This is a genomic window from Phascolarctobacterium succinatutens CAG:287 (genome assembly GCF_000434895.1).
Classification (GTDB): domain Bacteria; phylum Bacillota; class Negativicutes; order Acidaminococcales; family Acidaminococcaceae; genus Phascolarctobacterium_A; species Phascolarctobacterium_A succinatutens_A.
The window spans coordinates 1-15,997 of the sequence record NZ_FR892745.1; the positions used below are offsets into that span (position 1 = coordinate 1).

At 46.8% G+C, this 15,997-nt stretch carries 16 protein-coding genes, 1 tRNA gene and 1 pseudogene; 11 read left to right on the plus strand and 7 right to left on the minus strand.

Annotated features, from left to right (window positions below; translation table 11 throughout):
• Window positions 1-572 (minus strand): annotated as a pseudogene (locus tag BN587_RS00325) (FkbM family methyltransferase); the annotation flags it as partial.
• A 179-nt stretch (window positions 573-751) separates the two neighbouring features.
• On the opposite strand from BN587_RS00325, the gene BN587_RS00330 reads away from it, so the two are divergent.
• The 6 genes from BN587_RS00330 (at window position 752) to BN587_RS00355 (ending at window position 6,461) form a co-directional block, all read left to right on the plus strand.
• Window positions 752-1,111 carry a metal-dependent transcriptional regulator gene (locus tag BN587_RS00330; RefSeq protein WP_368482934.1) on the plus strand — a complete coding sequence of 120 codons (360 nt, stop codon included), beginning with the start codon at window positions 752-754 and terminating at the stop codon, window positions 1,109-1,111.
• Window positions 1,112-1,138: 27 nt separating this feature from the next.
• On the plus strand, window positions 1,139-1,792 hold the full coding sequence (locus tag BN587_RS00335) for a hypothetical protein (protein WP_021719185.1): 654 nt from the start codon (window positions 1,139-1,141) through the stop codon (window positions 1,790-1,792).
• A 177-nt stretch (window positions 1,793-1,969) separates the two neighbouring features.
• Window positions 1,970-2,962, plus strand: a complete 993-nt coding sequence (locus BN587_RS00340; protein WP_021719186.1) for a sirohydrochlorin cobaltochelatase — start codon at window positions 1,970-1,972, stop codon at window positions 2,960-2,962.
• A gap of 111 nt (window positions 2,963-3,073) precedes the next feature.
• Window positions 3,074-3,880 carry a sirohydrochlorin cobaltochelatase gene (locus tag BN587_RS00345; RefSeq protein WP_021719187.1) on the plus strand — a complete coding sequence of 269 codons (807 nt, stop codon included), beginning with the start codon at window positions 3,074-3,076 and terminating at the stop codon, window positions 3,878-3,880.
• Between the two features lie 154 nt (window positions 3,881-4,034).
• Window positions 4,035-5,405, plus strand: a complete 1,371-nt coding sequence (dcuC, locus tag BN587_RS00350) for a C4-dicarboxylate transporter DcuC (RefSeq protein WP_021719188.1) — start codon at window positions 4,035-4,037, stop codon at window positions 5,403-5,405.
• A 108-nt stretch (window positions 5,406-5,513) separates the two neighbouring features.
• Window positions 5,514-6,461 (plus strand): dipeptidase, encoded by a 948-nt coding sequence (locus BN587_RS00355; RefSeq protein ID WP_021719189.1) that lies wholly within the window; start codon window positions 5,514-5,516, stop codon window positions 6,459-6,461.
• Between the two features lie 94 nt (window positions 6,462-6,555).
• On the opposite strand, the gene BN587_RS00360 is transcribed toward BN587_RS00355, so the two are convergent.
• Both BN587_RS00360 and BN587_RS00365 read right to left on the minus strand, forming a co-directional pair.
• Window positions 6,556-7,635, minus strand: a complete 1,080-nt coding sequence (locus tag BN587_RS00360) for a M48 family metallopeptidase (protein ID WP_021719190.1) — start codon at window positions 7,633-7,635, stop codon at window positions 6,556-6,558.
• Between the two features lie 41 nt (window positions 7,636-7,676).
• Window positions 7,677-8,819, minus strand: coding sequence for a CaiB/BaiF CoA transferase family protein (locus tag BN587_RS00365; RefSeq protein WP_021719191.1), 1,143 nt, complete (start codon window positions 8,817-8,819; stop codon window positions 7,677-7,679).
• A 152-nt stretch (window positions 8,820-8,971) separates the two neighbouring features.
• Here BN587_RS00365 and thiW point away from each other — a divergent pair, with 152 nt between their 5' ends.
• From thiW to BN587_RS00380, 3 genes are read left to right on the plus strand one after another with little or no spacing between them, the layout of a single operon-like run.
• Window positions 8,972-9,463 carry an energy coupling factor transporter S component ThiW gene (gene thiW, locus BN587_RS00370; protein WP_021719192.1) on the plus strand — a complete coding sequence of 164 codons (492 nt, stop codon included), beginning with the start codon at window positions 8,972-8,974 and terminating at the stop codon, window positions 9,461-9,463.
• 1 nt (window position 9,464) lies between these two features.
• Window positions 9,465-9,755, plus strand: coding sequence for a hypothetical protein (locus tag BN587_RS00375; protein WP_021719193.1), 291 nt, complete (start codon window positions 9,465-9,467; stop codon window positions 9,753-9,755).
• Window positions 9,756-9,768: 13 nt separating this feature from the next.
• Window positions 9,769-10,101, plus strand: coding sequence for an ArsR/SmtB family transcription factor (locus tag BN587_RS00380; RefSeq protein ID WP_021719194.1), 333 nt, complete (start codon window positions 9,769-9,771; stop codon window positions 10,099-10,101).
• A 40-nt stretch (window positions 10,102-10,141) separates the two neighbouring features.
• Here BN587_RS00380 and BN587_RS00385 read toward each other — a convergent pair whose 3' ends face one another.
• Complete coding sequence (locus BN587_RS00385; protein ID WP_021719195.1) at window positions 10,142-11,140, minus strand: extracellular solute-binding protein; 999 nt, start codon at window positions 11,138-11,140, stop codon at window positions 10,142-10,144.
• A 147-nt stretch (window positions 11,141-11,287) separates the two neighbouring features.
• Between BN587_RS00385 and BN587_RS00390 the strand changes: the two genes are divergently transcribed.
• Entirely contained in the window at window positions 11,288-11,779 is a 492-nt protein-coding gene (locus BN587_RS00390) for a prolyl-tRNA synthetase associated domain-containing protein (RefSeq protein WP_021719196.1), read from the plus strand.
• Window positions 11,780-11,978: 199 nt separating this feature from the next.
• Here BN587_RS00390 and BN587_RS00395 read toward each other — a convergent pair whose 3' ends face one another.
• The 3 genes from BN587_RS00395 to BN587_RS00405 all read right to left on the minus strand — a co-directional run bounded on the left by BN587_RS00395 (window position 11,979) and on the right by BN587_RS00405 (window position 15,705).
• Complete coding sequence (locus BN587_RS00395; RefSeq protein ID WP_021719197.1) at window positions 11,979-13,184, minus strand: type III PLP-dependent enzyme; 1,206 nt, start codon at window positions 13,182-13,184, stop codon at window positions 11,979-11,981.
• A 289-nt stretch (window positions 13,185-13,473) separates the two neighbouring features.
• Complete coding sequence (serS, locus tag BN587_RS00400; RefSeq protein WP_021719198.1) at window positions 13,474-14,754, minus strand: serine--tRNA ligase; 1,281 nt, start codon at window positions 14,752-14,754, stop codon at window positions 13,474-13,476.
• Between the two features lie 78 nt (window positions 14,755-14,832).
• Complete coding sequence (locus BN587_RS00405) at window positions 14,833-15,705, minus strand: NAD(P)/FAD-dependent oxidoreductase (RefSeq protein WP_021719199.1); 873 nt, start codon at window positions 15,703-15,705, stop codon at window positions 14,833-14,835.
• Between the two features lie 173 nt (window positions 15,706-15,878).
• Between BN587_RS00405 and BN587_RS00410 the strand changes: the two genes are divergently transcribed.
• Window positions 15,879-15,954, plus strand: a tRNA-Lys gene (locus BN587_RS00410).
• Window positions 15,955-15,997: the final 43 nt, after the last annotated feature.

Sequence of the window (15,997 nt, forward strand, 5' to 3'; positions counted from 1 at the left end):
TAGGCACCAAGATCCATATATATTTCTTCGGCTGTCGGCGCAAGCAACGTTCTGATATCCTCCTCCCGCTGCGTTTCGCAGTCAAAAAGATAGCTTATCTTACCGCTGAGCTTATAGTTAAGCGTAGCGGCAAAAACTCTGCGCGACTGTTCATCCGCAAGTCTGTCGTAAACATACGCCAACTGCTCTTCGTAACGCTGCAGCCAGGCTGCGCTTACAGTTTCTTCCTCGTCAAAAAGCGGCAGATGCGGTGCCACAACCTCCTGCTCGGCAGCCAACTGCGCAAAGCGCTCCAGCACCTCCGGTCTTTCGCTGGCAAAGGCAATAACAACCAAAAGGTCATTGCCCAGACGTGCGCGCAGCGCATCATAGCGTTCCACCGTAAAGCCGCGGAACTGCTGTCCGCGGACGAACTCGTCACTGGCAAACACGCCCTGAACCTGCACTTCGTTTGCTTCGCACCAGTCAATAATTTTATCGGCTCCGTTACCCATTCCGTAAAGCACTATCGGCTTTTTTGTCCGTCGCAGAAGCTCCCATACACTAAGTGTTTCCTGCATAAATTTTAACATATCACTACCTCTTTCCGTTTCTGATCATCTATTTAAGATAGCCGCAGCTTACTCATCTGACTATTTTGTTTGTTTTTTATTATACACTATCTCTGCTAGTGACGTTAAGAATTAAATGTGTTAAAATAGTAGTAATCGAAATATTACATCTGATACTGATGGAGGTTATAAAAATGTCACTGCTGGAATCCGGAGAAAATTACTTGGAAACTATCTTAGTTCTGACCAAACGCAATGGCAGCGTACGTTCTATCGACATTGCGGAGGAAATGAATTTTACAAAAGCCAGCGTCAGCCGCGCTATGAGCATTCTTAAACGTGATAACTATATTATCATGGAGCCTGACGGACGCATCCTGCTTACCAAGGATGGTCAGAAAAAAGCCGCTGCTGTCTACGACCGTCACGTAACCCTCACCCGTTTTATCAACGAGATTCTGGGCGTGGACGAGGAAATTGCAGAAAAGGATGCCTGCCGTATCGAGCATATCATCAGCCCGGAAACCTTTGCCGGCATCAAGGATATGCTGAAGGATTAACCTGAGGAAGCTTTTAGGAGGTCTGCCATGAAAAAATTATCCCTGTTCCTGCTTACGTTTATTATGCTACTCTGCGTCAGCGCTTCCTGCTTCGCTAATCAGCCCTACAAGCATCCTGACTACAATCTGCGTACAGTGAAAGAGATTCATATCACCCAGATTGATAATCTTGAAGGAGAGCCGACGCGTCGCTTCAAGATTGATGAAAACGCTGAAACCAAAGTACTGGCCGCTATTTTGCAGGCTGTAGGCAAACAAAAGCTGATTGCTACAGACGAAACACAAAAGCCACTGCCGGAATATCATAATGTTAAAGCCAGCCAGAAAAATTTAGCGCCCAGAGATTTGGAAATACGCGTTACCATCAATCATTTTGGCTACCGTACTGTTCGTGTTCCCGGTCATTTTGAAGATTACACTACTCAGGAAACACATTACTACTATGACAAAGACGGTAAACGCCACTACTGGACGGAGGACGTTGTCCGTCAGCGCTGGGTACCGGAAAGCTTTCACCCGTATGCACAGCTAAGCCTGATTTACAACTTCTATGATATGGAAGACGGTACGCTTGTGGCCTCCTTCAGCGACAGCCGCGACCGCGAATATGAAAATGATCCTGCGAATGGTATGCTCGGACGCTCTCTGAAGGACTGCTTTAGAAAAATCTTTAAGAAATAACTTTGCAACAGACTGCTGATAACAGCAGTCTGTTTTTTATTATAACTTCATAATAGCAATTCTTATTATTTTTGTTGACATCTCAACTATAAGTGATATAATACAGAGAAGTAAGGTTTATAAAATAACCTTCTACATATTTTTGATGATTATGAATTCAAAAGGAGTGCTTTCAAAATGAAAAGTCTGAAAAAATTTGCTGTTGCATCTATGACTTGTGCTGCCCTCTTAGGCTTTGCTGCTACCAGCCATGCCGCATACCAACTGAACGACGAAGTTAAAGACGCTACCCCGGCTCTGCTTATGGCATCCCAAATCGGCGTAAAAACCAATGTTAATCCGGCTCTGGCAAACCTGCCTGACAAAGACGCTATCGTTGTAATGAGCTTCGGTACCACCTTTAAAGACAGCCGTGCTAAAACTATTGAAGCAACTGTAAACTCTATTAAAGCTGCTCATCCCGGTGTAAAAGTAGTTACCGCTTTCACCTCTCATATTATTATTGACCGTATCAAAGCTCATGAAGGTCTCACCATCCCGACACCTGAACAAGCTCTGGCTCAACTGAAAGCTGAAGGTTACACCCGTATTGCTCTGACCTCTCTGGATATTATTCCGGGCATGGAATATGCATACAAAGATGCAGTTTATAACCTGCACAAAAACGACTTCAAGAAAATGACCTTCGGTACTCCGCTGATGTACTGGCAAGGTCAGGAAGGCCAAGTTGACGATATTACCGAAACCATGAAAGCAGTTTCTACTCAATTCCCGAAACTCGGCAAAAAAGATGCTGTTCTGATCATGGCTCATGGTACTCCGCATCCGTCCAATGCTTACTATGCAGTAATGCAAGACCGTCTGAATGAGCTTGGCTACACCAACGCTTACATCTTCTCCGTAGAAGGCTGGCCGCATCTGGACACCGTTACTCCGCAACTGAAAGCTAAAGGCATTAAGAACGTAACTCTGATGCCGCTGATGATGGTTGCAGGCGACCATGCTAATAACGATATGGCCGGTGACGAGCCTGATTCCTTTAAATCTCAACTGCAGGCTGAAGGCTTCAAGGTTAACACCTATATCCACGGCCTGGGCGAAAACGCAGCAGTACAAAAACTGTTTGTTGAAAGAGCAAACGATTCTTGGAATGCTCTGAAAGCTAAATAATTTAATTAACAAGTAATTCATTTCTTTCACACCTTTTTACTCTCCGTCAGCTTTTCAGGGCGGAGAGTATTTTTATAATATAATTTAATTTAAGAAGAAGAGGTGCTATAAATGGATAGCAAAAAAGCTCTGGTGGTTATTAGCTTCGGCTCCACCTTCGACGAAACCAGAACCCACGATATCGGCGGCATTGAGCAGGCACTCGCCGCAGCCTTCCCTGCCTATGACCAGTACCGTGCCTTTACCTCCGTAATTATCCGCAAACGTCTGGCTGAACGCGGTATTAAAATCGACGATACGGAAACAGTGCTGCAAAAGTTGGCAGACGCAGGCTACGAAGAGGTAGTATTGCAGCCGACACATCTGCTGCACGGCGAAGAATTCGAACAGAAGATTCTCAGCCTCAAGGATAAATTTACCGCTAAATTTCAAAAGATTATTATCAGCCAGCCTCTCATTGTTAACGAGGAGGACTATAAGCTGGCAGCGGCAGCTATTGCCGTTCAGGTTCCTCCCTTAGCGCCGGGCGAAGGCGTAGTCCTGATGGGCCACGGCACACCGCGCAACAACAATAAAGCGCACGGCTATACCTATGTTAAGCTGCAGGAAATCTTTGATTCTATGAAATTCCCTGTTATTGTAGGAACCGTAGAAGAAGAGGATACTCCTAATTTTGAAGCTGTCCTGCAAAAGCTGCAGGAGCGCAAATACAAACATGTACATATGTATCCCCTGATGGTTGTTGCCGGTGATCACGCCAACAACGATATGTACAGCGACGAGGAAGACAGTTGGAAGACTCAGATTGAAGCTTTAGGCATCAAAACAACCGGTCATCTGTGCGGTCTTGGCCGTTCCAAAGCAATTCAGGCTATTTATATCCAACATGTTTTACGCGTTTTGTCTTTAGAAGATTGACATGTATTAATAATTAACTAAAAAAACCTGCATTCTGTCCCCTTCGCGGGGAATATTGCAGGTTTTTTTATTGCTTAATGCAACAAAGTTATGCTATAATGGAATTGCCTAAATTTTTGTAAAATAAATTCATAAGAGAAAGGGATGATGAAAATTGGGTATTGTTATTTCTGCAATTATAACGTTTTGGGTTGGCTATTTGATTTACAAAAAGTACAAACCACAGCCTGTGCTCTTCATGGGCGGTATTATCATGATGTATATCGCTGCTATGCTGGGTTACAGCCAGATTTTAGGAGCTAAGGCTACAACAGGCTCCGTAATTTTCGATGCCTTTGAATTTATCCGCGCAACCTTCAGCTCTAACGTCGGCAAACTTGGCCTGAACATTATGTCTGTAGGCGCTTTTGCTAAATATATGGATAAAATCGGCGCTTCCCGCTCTTTAGTACGTTTAACCATCAAACCGTTGATGGCTTTAAAATCCCCCTATCTGGTTATGAGCGGCACCTGGATTATCGGTATGCTCATCGGCCTGTGCATCAACAGTGCCTCCGGTTTGGCAATGCTGCTGATGGTAACCATGTTCCCCATTCTGTTAGGCTTGGGCGTAAGCCGTCTGTCCGCAACCGCTGCTGTAGCAACCACTCTCTGCTTCGACTGGAGCCCCAGTGATACCGGTACCATCCTCTCCGCCGAAACCGCAGGCGTTGACCCTGTAGTTTACTGGAGCCATTATCAGGTTCCTATCGTTGCTGTAGCCTTCGTAGTTGTAGGCGTTCTGCATTACCTGACTCAAAAATATATGGATAAACGCGACGGCCATATCGTGCAGCCGATGCAAGTTGAAAAAATTGAAGAAGAAGCAGATAATGCACCGTTGTGGTACGCTATCCTGCCGGTAATTCCTCTGGCATTGATTCTTTCCTTCAGTTCTCTCTGGATTACCACTATTAAGATGAATATCGTTATGGCTATGTTTATCGGCCTGACTATCGGTGTTATTTGCGAATACGCCCGTTGGCGTGACGGCCATAAGGTTTTGGGCGATATTCAGACCTTCTTCGATGGCTTAGGCATGCAGATGGCTAACGTTATTACCCTGGTTGTTGCAGGTCAGACCTTTGCTAAGGGCCTCGTATCCATGGGTGCTATCACCACTCTTATCGACGGCAGTAAAAACTTAGGCTTCGGCCCGATGGCTATGATGCTGGTTATGGTAGCAATTATCGCTGTATCCGCAATTGTTATGGGCAGCGGCAATGCTCCCTTCTTCGCATTCGCCGCACTTACTCCGGCAGTTGCAGCGCACAGCGGCCTGCACCCGGTACTGATGCTGCTGCCGATGCACTTTGCAGCTTCTATCATGCGTAACTGCTCCCCGATTACCGCAGTTATCGTAGTATCCTCCGGTATGGGTGGCGTTTCCTCCTTTGATCTGGTAAAACGCACTGCAATCCCCATGGCCGGCGCTATGATCGTTACCATCGGTATGACCTTCTTCTACTACTACACCGGTTGGTAAGAAGCAAGTACCTTTAACTGTTAAGTAAAAATTTACAGTATTATAACCCCCGCTGTTCCACGTTCGGGAAACGCGGGGGTTTAATAAATTCTGAAAGGAGTTTTCTCTATGTTTATCTGTGATTGTCACTGCGATACCCTTACCGAATTATATAAGAAAGGCACCAGCCTTTATGCAAATGACCAGCATTTTGACATTCAGCGTCAAATCGCTCTCGGCGGCGGTCTGCAATTCTGTGCTATCTTCGTACCCACACACGAATTCCGTTATTACGGCGGCCTGCGCTACACCCTGCAGCTGCTGGACAAATACCTGCAGGAAGTAAAGAAGCTTCACGCAGACGGCATCGATGTGCTGCAGGTACTCACCAAAGAGGACGCTGCCGATGTGCTCAACCACAAGGCTGCAACTTTGCTCGCCATTGAAGAGGGCGGCGCTATCGACGGCAGTCTGGAAGCACTGCGTTGTCTCTATGCCTTAGGCGTGCGCGCTATGACACTCACCTGGAGCAACCGCAACGATATCGCTGATGGTGTCAACGAAGAAAGCAGCGGCGGCGGTCTCACCGTTTTCGGCCGCCAGGTAGTTGCCGAAATGAACAAGCTCGGTATGCTGGTTGACGTTTCCCACATCGCACCCGCAGGCTTCTGGGATGTTATTGAGACCAGCAGCAAGCCCATTATCGCAACTCATTCCAATGCCAAGGCTCTTTGCCCGCATCCGCGTAACCTGGATGACAAGCAGATTCTGGCAATTAAAGAAAATGACGGCCTGATTGGTGTTACCTTTGCCGGTCAATTTTTGGAGCACGATTACAACGATGCCTGCATCGAAAGTATTTACCGCCATATCGATTACATGCTGAACATCATGGGCAATGATGACCATATCGGCTTCGGCAGCGACTTTGACGGCATCAGCCATCCGCCCTACAACCTCCACGGCGTGCAGGATTACAGCGCAGTTTATGAATATCTTTCTAAAAAATACAGCGCCAGCACTGTCGAAAAAATCACCCATAAGAATGTGCTGAATCTGCTGCAAAAGGTACTGTAAAAACCACCTCCCATGCATTAACGCAACTAAAAAGCCATACCTCGCTAAGCAATTTGCTTAGCAGGGTATGGCTTTATTTATTGCCTGAATCTGCTTATTTCTTTTTGGTGCTGCTCTTAGCTTTAGCATCATTAGCATTAGCTATATGTGCCCAATCACGCAGCATATCAGCACAGGCTGCTGCATAAGCGCCGGCACTGCCAAAAGCACCTGCATCCTGCGTATACAGACGGAAAACCTGAATATCATCATAGTAGATATCAGCCGTACTGCCGTTATCATAAACTACGAAATGATTGGGGTTGACCGGTCCGCGCTGACGCACGTTCCACAAGCCGCCTGCAAGCATGTAGGCACGATATTTACCCTTGGTGTTGCCAATGCTCTGCCCAACGTTAAAGGTCCAATTGCCCTCGGTAACAGTCGCATGGTCATCATCCTTAACTATAACATCAGGATGAATATCATATTCCTTAAGCTGCTTCATAACGCGCTTTACACGCTCCTCCGGCTCAGGATGGCTGCTGAACAGACCGTAATTGGCGCCGCCGCCCTGCTTGGACAAATCATCAAGCTTCCACACGGTAATCAGCATGCTGTAAGGATTATAACCTGCTGCAATGCTGTTCTTTACGCCTTCCTTATCGGCACCGCGTTCGTCTGTACGGCTGTAACCGGCAAACAACGCCTGCTGTGCTGCCTGCACAAGGCCCATACCCTGTCCACGCGTAGCAGCTAGCAGAATCAGGGATGTCCACATTTGCTTTTCAATTGCATTGACAGTATGCTTTTTTGCTACGTGTCCTACCTCATGGCCAAGCACGCCAGCCAGCTCCATATCTGTCGGCATATAGTCAATCAATCCCTTATACACATAAACAAAGCCGCCGGGGCAGGCCAAGGCATTGACCTCGTTGTTATTGAGCACCTTAAAGGAAAAGGTGATGTCATCACGTCCGCAAACCTTAGCCAGCCTTTGGCCGATGCGGTTAACTCTCTCCTGCAGCGCATAATCCTGCGACACGCCGTATTGAGCCTCCAGCTGCTGTGCGGTCTGCTGGCCCATTTCAATTTCCTGCTCTCTGCTGATTAAGCCTGCTTCTGCAGGATTAACGCCTACAAACAGGCAGCAGGCAAAAACAAATGTCATAAAAAGCTTTAATATTTTCCTCATATCGGCCTCCTGCTTCATAAACACACTACAATCAAAAAATCCTAGATTGCGCCCTCTTCATGTAAAGCGCTGATTTCATTATCATTATATCCCAGTTCCTGCAAAATATCCAGCGTATGTTCACCAAGCTTAGGAGCTCGCATGCGAATGGTACTTACATCTTCACTGAACTTCACCGGACCGCCGATATACTGCAATTTGCCAAGATCACTGTCAGCCTCCTGCAGAATATGCTCCTGCGCCGTCAGCTCACTGTCCAGCGCTTCCTCCAGGCTGCATACGGGCGTTACACAAAATTCTGCGCCACCGATTAAATTCAACCATTGCTGTTGGGTTTTAGCGGCAATTTTAGCAGCCACCAGCTGCTGCAGCTCCTCCTCATGTGTAAAATCATATTGGCGTTTTTCCAGCTCCGGACATTCAATCAAATCACAAAAACGCTGCCAGAACTTAGGCTCAATAGTGCCTACAGTCAGATAGCGGCCATCTGCTGTACGATAAATATTATAGTAATGCGCTATACGGCCAAAGGGCTTTTCACCTGTTTCCCTGCAGCCCAACAAAGCACTAATGCCCGTCACCTGCATTGACAGTGCCGTAGCATACAAATTGACATCAAGCCACTGTCCTTTGCCAGTACGTTCGCGCGCCAAGAGCGCCATAGAAATCGCACTTAAAGCATTCAAACCACTGCCAATCGCGCTCACCTGCACCTCAGATACGCAGGCTCTGCCAATATCATCAAGATTATTGAGGCCAGCCAGACCGACAACGTTCAGGTCGTGTGCCGGCTTATGCGATTCTTGGCCGAAGCCGGTAATCGAGCAGTACACCAGACGCGGATTAATTTTATGCACACTGTCATAATCAAGGCCATAGCGCGCCAGATAACCGGGACGGAAGCCCTCCAGAAAAACATCGGCCTCCTGCAGCAGCTTGAGCAGCAAATCTCGGCCACCAGCTTTTTTCAAGTCCAGAGCCACACCACGTTTATTACGATTCAACATCAGATGCCAGTAGCTCATGCCTTTAGTTTTTTCAGGCCAAAAGCGACGTGTCGCATCACCCTGCAAATCTTCAATCTTGATAACATCCGCACCGTAATCACCTAACAGCATACCGCAATATTGTCCCGGCAGCCACTTGGAAAAATCAATAACCTTAATACCTTCTAACAAAGCCAAATTTATCACTCCTGTTCTGCTTAATAAGCTTTTATATTCTGAAAAATTTTCTTATGAATTTATTCAGATATGTTCACAAAACACCTATTTAAATGCTATAATATAGTTATATCATTGTTAGCCATACACAACTTTCATATGGAGGTTTTTATATGCAAACCCGTAAGCTGACATCAGCAGCGCTTCTGATTGCCATCGGCACACTGAGCGCACATTTAATTTATATTCCTGCAGGTGTTTCCAAATGCTTCCCTGTGCAGCATGCCATCAATGTTATGGGTGCGGTTCTCCTGGGACCTGATTACGCCGTTGCTATCGGCTTCATCATTGCCTGTCTGCGCAACATGCTGGGCACAGGCTCACTGCTGGCTTTCCCCGGCAGTATGATCGGTGCAGCCCTCGCCGGACTGGCCTACAGCCGTTACAAAACACTGACAGCGGCTATGGCTGGCGAAATATTCGGTACCGGCATCATCGGTGGTTTCGTCGCCTGGATTATGGCCACACTGCTTTTAGGCAGCAATGCTGTAGCCTGGTTCTTCATCCCGCCGTTTTTAGTAAGCACCATCGGCGGCAGTATTATTGCCTGCCTGTTGCTCAAGACCGGTTTTTTCAAACAGCTCAGTAGTAAAGAGGATAAGTAACATGAACTTCGGTGAAATTGTCAACTTCGTTCTCTATGCCTTCAGCGGCATATGCTTCGGCGTTTTTGCCTCACGCTACAGCGTCTTCAGTGCGTTGCACATCAAAAGCAAATGGCAGGAGGAGGGTATCAGCTGTCTTTTCAGCTGCTTACCGCAGCTGCTTTTCCTCAGCGTAAGCTTTTTCCTTTTCCCGACCTGGTTTATCAGCAAGACTCCAACCGGAGGCTTCTTTTATTACGCAGTACTCGCATTCTTTTTCAACAAAGGACTGCGTCTAAACAATAAAAAGTAAAGTAGGTGATAAAATGACACACGTCCACACTCATAACTTGCCGCTTCCTGGCAATGATGACGAAAAATATATCCAGCCCATGGCTGATATTTTTAAAGTCCTCAGCGACCCCACTCGTATCCGCATTCTCTCCCTGTTAGCACACCAGGAGATGTGCGTTACCTGCATTGCCGATGCACTTGGCATGACACATTCCGCTATTTCGCATCAGCTGCGTCTGCTGCGTGCCACCAACCTGGTAAAATTTACCAAGGACGGTAAAGAGGTTATTTATTCTCTGGATGACAGCCACGTGCTCAGCCTTTTCGACCAGGCACTGGACCATGTAAAACATAAGGTTTTATAAAATTTATTGGCGCTGTAAGAGCGCCAATTTTTTTATGCCGTTAAAGCGCACTACGCCACTGACGGATAATCTCACTCTTATAAACCGAGGTCCAGCTTAAATCATCTACTGGGACACGGACATTACCTATAAGCTCCTTACGTCCGTCATTATAAGGATATTTTTTTACATGCCAGATATAATGATAACCGTTTGCAGGTAACAGCTCTACACCTGCATCACTCATCAGATAATCCAAAAAAGCGCGTGCCTGCTCGGGATGCTCAGCGCTGCGCATAATCGCTGCACCGGTAAGCATTGTACGGTTGGCATCCTTCACCACTGTTGCAAACAGGTGACGATGACGTGCTTCCATCTGCAAAGCATAATCCAGCGGCACTATGGCAACCGTCTTTTTGCCTATATAGACAAGGTCCACAGCCTCACCGAACCCCTTAGTATAAACAGGCTGCTGTGCATTGAACTTGGCTGCATAAGCCATAGCCTGATCCTTGCCACGCAGCTGCACGATACTTGTAATCATACCGTAGCTGGCTCCACCCAATTCAAAATCGGCAATCGCCAGCTCATCCTTAAGCTGCGGTACTAAAAGCTCATCCCATGTTTCCGGCGCATATAAGCCGTAAGCATGCAGATTGTTTTTGTTGCTCAGCAAAGCAATATAGCTCAAATAAAGACTCGTCCATTGACCGGTACGATTGCGCAGCTCTGCCGGCACCTTGTAGGCTTCCTTGGCGATATAAGGCTGCAGAATATGCTGCTCATCCGCCATGAAGTATTCCTCACTCGTACCGCCCAGCCAGACATCGAATTTGTGCTTGCGCAGGTAATCCAAGCGTTCCTGCTGCGTGCCTCCGGGCAGATAGCTTATATTTACTTTTACACCTGCAGCCTTGCGGTAGCTATCAGCAATAACCTTCGTCAGCTTGGTGCCCATGCTGCTGCAGAGCTGCAGCTCCTTGGGCTGTGGCTGCTCACTGCCACAGCCCGCTGCGAGCAAAGTCAGCAGCGTCAAAATATATATTATAACTTTTCGCATTATCTTTTCCGCCTTTCGCTTTGCTATTATTATAGCATGAACGCCGAGCTTTCTCCATATTTTAGGCAGGCTGCAACTTGCTGTAAATCCTTAGTTGACTTATAATAAAATGCATCGATACAAAACATTATTGCAAGGAGATTGTCTATGAGTTTCGCCAAGAATGACATCTATGATTTGTTAAACGCTAAAAACATACCGTTTACCTGTACGGAACACCGGCCGGTTTATTCCATGGAAGAACTTGATGCACTGGAGATGCCTGCTGATACCATTATCTGCAAAAATTTATTTTTACGCAACAGCAACGGTAAGCAGCACTTTCTTCTGACCGTTCCCGCAGCTACGCCTGTTGATCTCAAAGAGCTTGCAGTAAAGCTTGCAAGCTCCCGCCTCAGCTTCGCTTCGGCAGAGCGTCTGGAAAAATATCTCAAACTGCAGTCAGGCTTAGTTTCACCCTTCGGCCTATTGAACGATACAAGCAAAAGCGTTATCTTCGTCAGCAGCAAAAACTTACCGCCATCCGCCAGCATTGGTATTCATCCGAACGATAACACCGCTACCGTCTGGCTTACCTTCGGCGATTTGCTGGCATTGTTGTCTGAACTGCAGGTAGAAGTGAAGCTAGTAGAGCTGTAAGGAAAAGCATACTTGCGTAAAATGAGCGTTAAGACTTCCCTCGCTGCGTCTAAAAAATCCTGATCTTGTCACGTTTTTCCGTATTTTATCATTGCTTTCTGTAACGTTTTTCCACATTTTTCGCACCTAATCTGTCACGTTTTTCCCTAAACCAAAAACCGCACCAACGTTAAACGCTGATGCGGTAACAACTATATTTTCATTTTGCAGCCTGCGCCACAGACTGATTCATCTCAACACGTCCGACAGCGACAACAGGCTCAACCTCAGCCTTTACGCGCTCCCAGATAACGAACTTAGCCTTACTGAAGCCGTTAAAGGTAGTAGCACTGGCAGAGGTATAGGCACCGCAGCTGGGAACCAGCAGCAAATCGCCAACCTGCAGCGGCACTGTCAGGCGTCCGCGGAACATAATATCCAAGGAATCACAGCTCGGTCCGGCGAACGTTGCTGCCACCTTTTCATCACCCTCACGAAAGCTGATGAGCTTGAAATCCCACTGGTCAAAGAGCACACCGGAGAATGTTCCGTACAGGCCTTCATCGAGGAAATACCATGGCTGACCGCTGCGCTCGGTAACACCGATGACGCTGGTAATCAGATTTACCGCCGTACCGCAGATATAACGGCCCGGTTCGGCCCAGATTTCGGCATCGGCAAAATCCTCATCCAGACGCGCATTGATTTGGCGCAGCATTTCCGGCAGGTTGAATTTAACCTTCGGCTCAGGAATAGGGAAGCCGCCGCCGATATCCAGAATGCGCAGCTTCAGGCCTGCTGCCTCAGCCTCTTCAAAAAGCTCACGCGCAATATCCAGCGCATGCAGATAGGGGTCAGCACTAACAGTCTGGCTGCCTACATGAAAGGCAATGCCGGCCATATCCAGGCCTGCTTCCTTAGCCTGCTGCATCAAAGCCAACGCATTTTCACGCGCTGCACCGAATTTTTTATTCAAATCAACATGTGCCGAGGAATTGTCGATACGCAGTCTGAGCAGTACAGTCGTATCCGGGCACTGTTTTTTTATTTTATCTATTTCACTGGCGCTGTCAAAAGTCATCTTGCGTACACTGCAGCTGCGGCAGGCCTCCAGGCCTACGCCCGTCTTTACCGGATTAGCGTAAATCAGACGACCGCCATCCACACCCATATCATGCAGGGTGCGGATTTCTCCGTCGCTTGCTACGTCAAAGCAGGAGCCCATATCTGCCATCACCCGCAAAATTTCCGGATGCGGATTAGCCTTAATCGCGTAATGAATTTTGACACGCGGCATATATTTTTTCAAAACCTTGTAGTTCTTTTTGATTTCATCAAGAGAAAGTACTAACAGCGGCGTACCGAAACGTACCGCTAATTTTTCTGCAGCCTGTTGGCTTATTTGGAAATGTTTTTTATTACTCATAACACTCTCCCCTTGCTATTGCATTTATTTTTTCTTCTATGATTGTACCACAATAATTTGAAAGTACAATAGGAAAACGGCAAAAAATTGATTTTTTTCAAGGAGAACGGGAAAATTTTCCAATAATCACGGATTGGCACATTTTTAACTGTAAAATACAGAGAATTTCGCCATAAAATATTTTAAACTAGCAAAAAGTTACTGAATACAGCAGCCAAAACAAAAAGCGTTGAAATGCCAATAAAGTAGCATTTCAACGCTTATTTTTATTCAGCTGAATCTGCGCAGCTTATTTTTTCGGAGCGGGAATTACATCGCAGCCCATGTAAGGACGCAGAACCTCAGGAACAACTACGCTGCCATCAGCCTGCTGATAGTTTTCCAGAATAGCAGCAACTGTACGGCCAACAGCTACACCACTGCCGTTAAGGGTGTGTACAAATTCCGGTTTGGATTTTGCATCACGACGGAAGCGGATGTTAGCACGGCGTGCCTGGAAGTCCAAGAAGTTGGAGCAGGAAGAAATTTCGCGGTAGCAGTTTGCTGCCGGCAGCCATACTTCTAGGTCATAGGTGGTAGCAGAGCTGAAGCCCAGGTCACCGGTGCACAGACGTACAACATGGTACGGCAGGCCCAGTAATTGCAGAACCTCTTCAGCATCATTGGTCAGCTTATCCAGCTCAGCCCAAGATTCTTCCGGTTTAGTGAATTTAACCAGTTCAACCTTATTGAACTGATGCATACGGATCAGGCCACGGGTATCACGGCCTGCAGCACCGGCTTCTGCACGGAAGCAAGCGCTGTATGCGGTATATTTCAGCGGCAGCTCATCGCCGGTCAGAATATCATCACGATGATAGTTGGTTACAGGAACCTCTGCGGTCGGAATCAGGTACATATCGCCGTTTTCCAGCTTGTACATATCCTCGGCAAATTTCGGCAATTGGCCGGTGCCCTGCATGCTTGCACCGTTAACGATGAACGGCGGGAAGAATTCGGTATAACCATGCTTTCTGGTGTGTACATCCAGGAAGAAGTTGATAACGGCACGCTCCAGACGGGAGCCCATGCCACGATAGAATACATAACGTGCACCGCTGACCTTAACGCCACGTTCGAAATCCAGAATGCCCAGGTTTTCACCGATATCCCAGTGAGCCTTAGGTTCAAAATCAAATTTGGTCGGTTCGCCCCAGGTGCGGATAACCGGATTGCAGCTATCATCTTTGCCTACGGGAACATCTTCAGCAGGAACGTTAGGAATAGTCAGCAGAATGCTTTTGATTTTTTCTTCAATCTCTTTCAGTTTCTTGTCATCTGCAGCAATTTTATCGCCGAGAGCACGAACTGCAGCCATCTGCTCAGTAGCATCCTGACCAGCCTTTTTCAGCTTGCCAATCTCTTGAGATGCAGTGTTGCGTTCTTTCTTCAGTGCTTCTACCTGTTGGGTAATTTCACGACGTTGTTTATCCAATTCCAGGAATTCAGTCAAATCAAGGCTGCCATTACGGCTTTTTACAGCCTCTTCGACCAGCTTCGGATTTTCGCGGACGAATTTTAAATCTAACATAATATAGCCTCCAAATAATTTATCATAACTTATATTGTAGCATAAATCCCGTCGGGATAAAAGATTTTACTGCAATTTTTAATAGTCAATTCCCTCATCGCGACGTGCAAGATAGCGGATTGCCGAAAGAGCAGCCTTTTGTCCCTGACCGGCAGCACGATTTACCTGCCAAGGCTGACCTGTGCAGTCACCGCCGGCAAAAACGCCTTCAATATTGGTTTGCGCCTGATCATCAACATAAATACTGCGGCCACGGATTTCAAGGCCCGGCAAAAAGCTGTTGAGCGGATCGCTGGCACGGAAGACAAAGGCAGCCTTAACACTGTAAAAATCATCGCCTGCACGCAGACCGGTAACCTTATCGGTGCCGGTAATTTCTGTCGGCTTATCCAGCACTACAGTAATATTCTTCTTTTTCGGCGGAATGAAGCCGGAATACAGCGGGAAGAAGAAGACATGCTCGCATTGCTCTGCCAGATATTCCACTTCTTCCAAAGCATCAGGAACAGTAGCAATAGCGGCCACAGACTTGCCCTTATATTTATCAGCATCAACAATAGCGCAGTAGCTTACGCCCTTGCCCAAAAATTCCTTTTCTCCCGGGAAAAGCGTAGAACGGGAAATACCAGTCGCCAATACTACGGAATCCGCAGAATATTCGCCGTGCGGTGTACCCAGCATAAAGCCTTCGCCTACCTCACGCAAAGAAATAATTTTAGATTCAATAATATCTACTTCCATCTGCTTGAGATGATTTACAAAAATATCCATAAGCGCAGTACCGGAAATATCGGGTATACCCATATAATCTGTTATCTGCGCTACACTACGCAGACGGGGGCTGAAGCCGTGGGCTTCAAACAGAACAACCTTACGTCCCTTGCTGGCAGCAGTAATCGCTGCAGATACACCAGCAGGACCACCACCAATAACGGCAATATCGTAATCCATAAGTCTATCCTCCGTACAAAAAAATTTAGAACCTACTATAACACTTTAATTGTATGCTTTTCTCCATGCATAGTCAATTGTTTTTATCCCTCTAAAGATTTTTTAAGTTTTTTCAAAAAAAGTGCTTGACATTTTCTAGCAGATAGGGTATTATAATCAAGTAACGTGACCACGGCCCATTAGCTCAGTTGGTAGAGCACCTGACTCTTAATCAGGGTGTCGTAGGTTCGAGGCCTACATGGGTCACCACATTTGGCCGGTTGGTCAAGCGGTTAAGACACCGCCCTTTCAC

What these genes read in the sequence shown, in the direction of transcription:
- BN587_RS00335 (WP_021719185.1), top strand. Translation starts at nt 1,139, where the DNA reads ATGAAAAAATTATCCCTGTTCCTGCTTACGTTTATTATGCTACTCTGC.
- BN587_RS00340 (WP_021719186.1), top strand. Translation starts at nt 1,970, where the DNA reads ATGAAAAGTCTGAAAAAATTTGCTGTTGCATCTATGACTTGTGCTGCC.
- BN587_RS00345 (WP_021719187.1), top strand. Translation starts at nt 3,074, where the DNA reads ATGGATAGCAAAAAAGCTCTGGTGGTTATTAGCTTCGGCTCCACCTTC.
- BN587_RS00355 (WP_021719189.1), top strand. Translation starts at nt 5,514, where the DNA reads ATGTTTATCTGTGATTGTCACTGCGATACCCTTACCGAATTATATAAG.
- BN587_RS00360 (WP_021719190.1), bottom strand. Translation starts at nt 7,635, where the DNA reads ATGAGGAAAATATTAAAGCTTTTTATGACATTTGTTTTTGCCTGCTGC.
- thiW (WP_021719192.1), top strand. Translation starts at nt 8,972, where the DNA reads ATGCAAACCCGTAAGCTGACATCAGCAGCGCTTCTGATTGCCATCGGC.
- BN587_RS00375 (WP_021719193.1), top strand. Translation starts at nt 9,465, where the DNA reads ATGAACTTCGGTGAAATTGTCAACTTCGTTCTCTATGCCTTCAGCGGC.
- BN587_RS00380 (WP_021719194.1), top strand. Translation starts at nt 9,769, where the DNA reads ATGACACACGTCCACACTCATAACTTGCCGCTTCCTGGCAATGATGAC.
- BN587_RS00385 (WP_021719195.1), bottom strand. Translation starts at nt 11,140, where the DNA reads ATGCGAAAAGTTATAATATATATTTTGACGCTGCTGACTTTGCTCGCA.
- BN587_RS00390 (WP_021719196.1), top strand. Translation starts at nt 11,288, where the DNA reads ATGAGTTTCGCCAAGAATGACATCTATGATTTGTTAAACGCTAAAAAC.
- BN587_RS00395 (WP_021719197.1), bottom strand. Translation starts at nt 13,184, where the DNA reads ATGAGTAATAAAAAACATTTCCAAATAAGCCAACAGGCTGCAGAAAAA.
- serS (WP_021719198.1), bottom strand. Translation starts at nt 14,754, where the DNA reads ATGTTAGATTTAAAATTCGTCCGCGAAAATCCGAAGCTGGTCGAAGAG.
- BN587_RS00405 (WP_021719199.1), bottom strand. Translation starts at nt 15,705, where the DNA reads ATGGATTACGATATTGCCGTTATTGGTGGTGGTCCTGCTGGTGTATCT.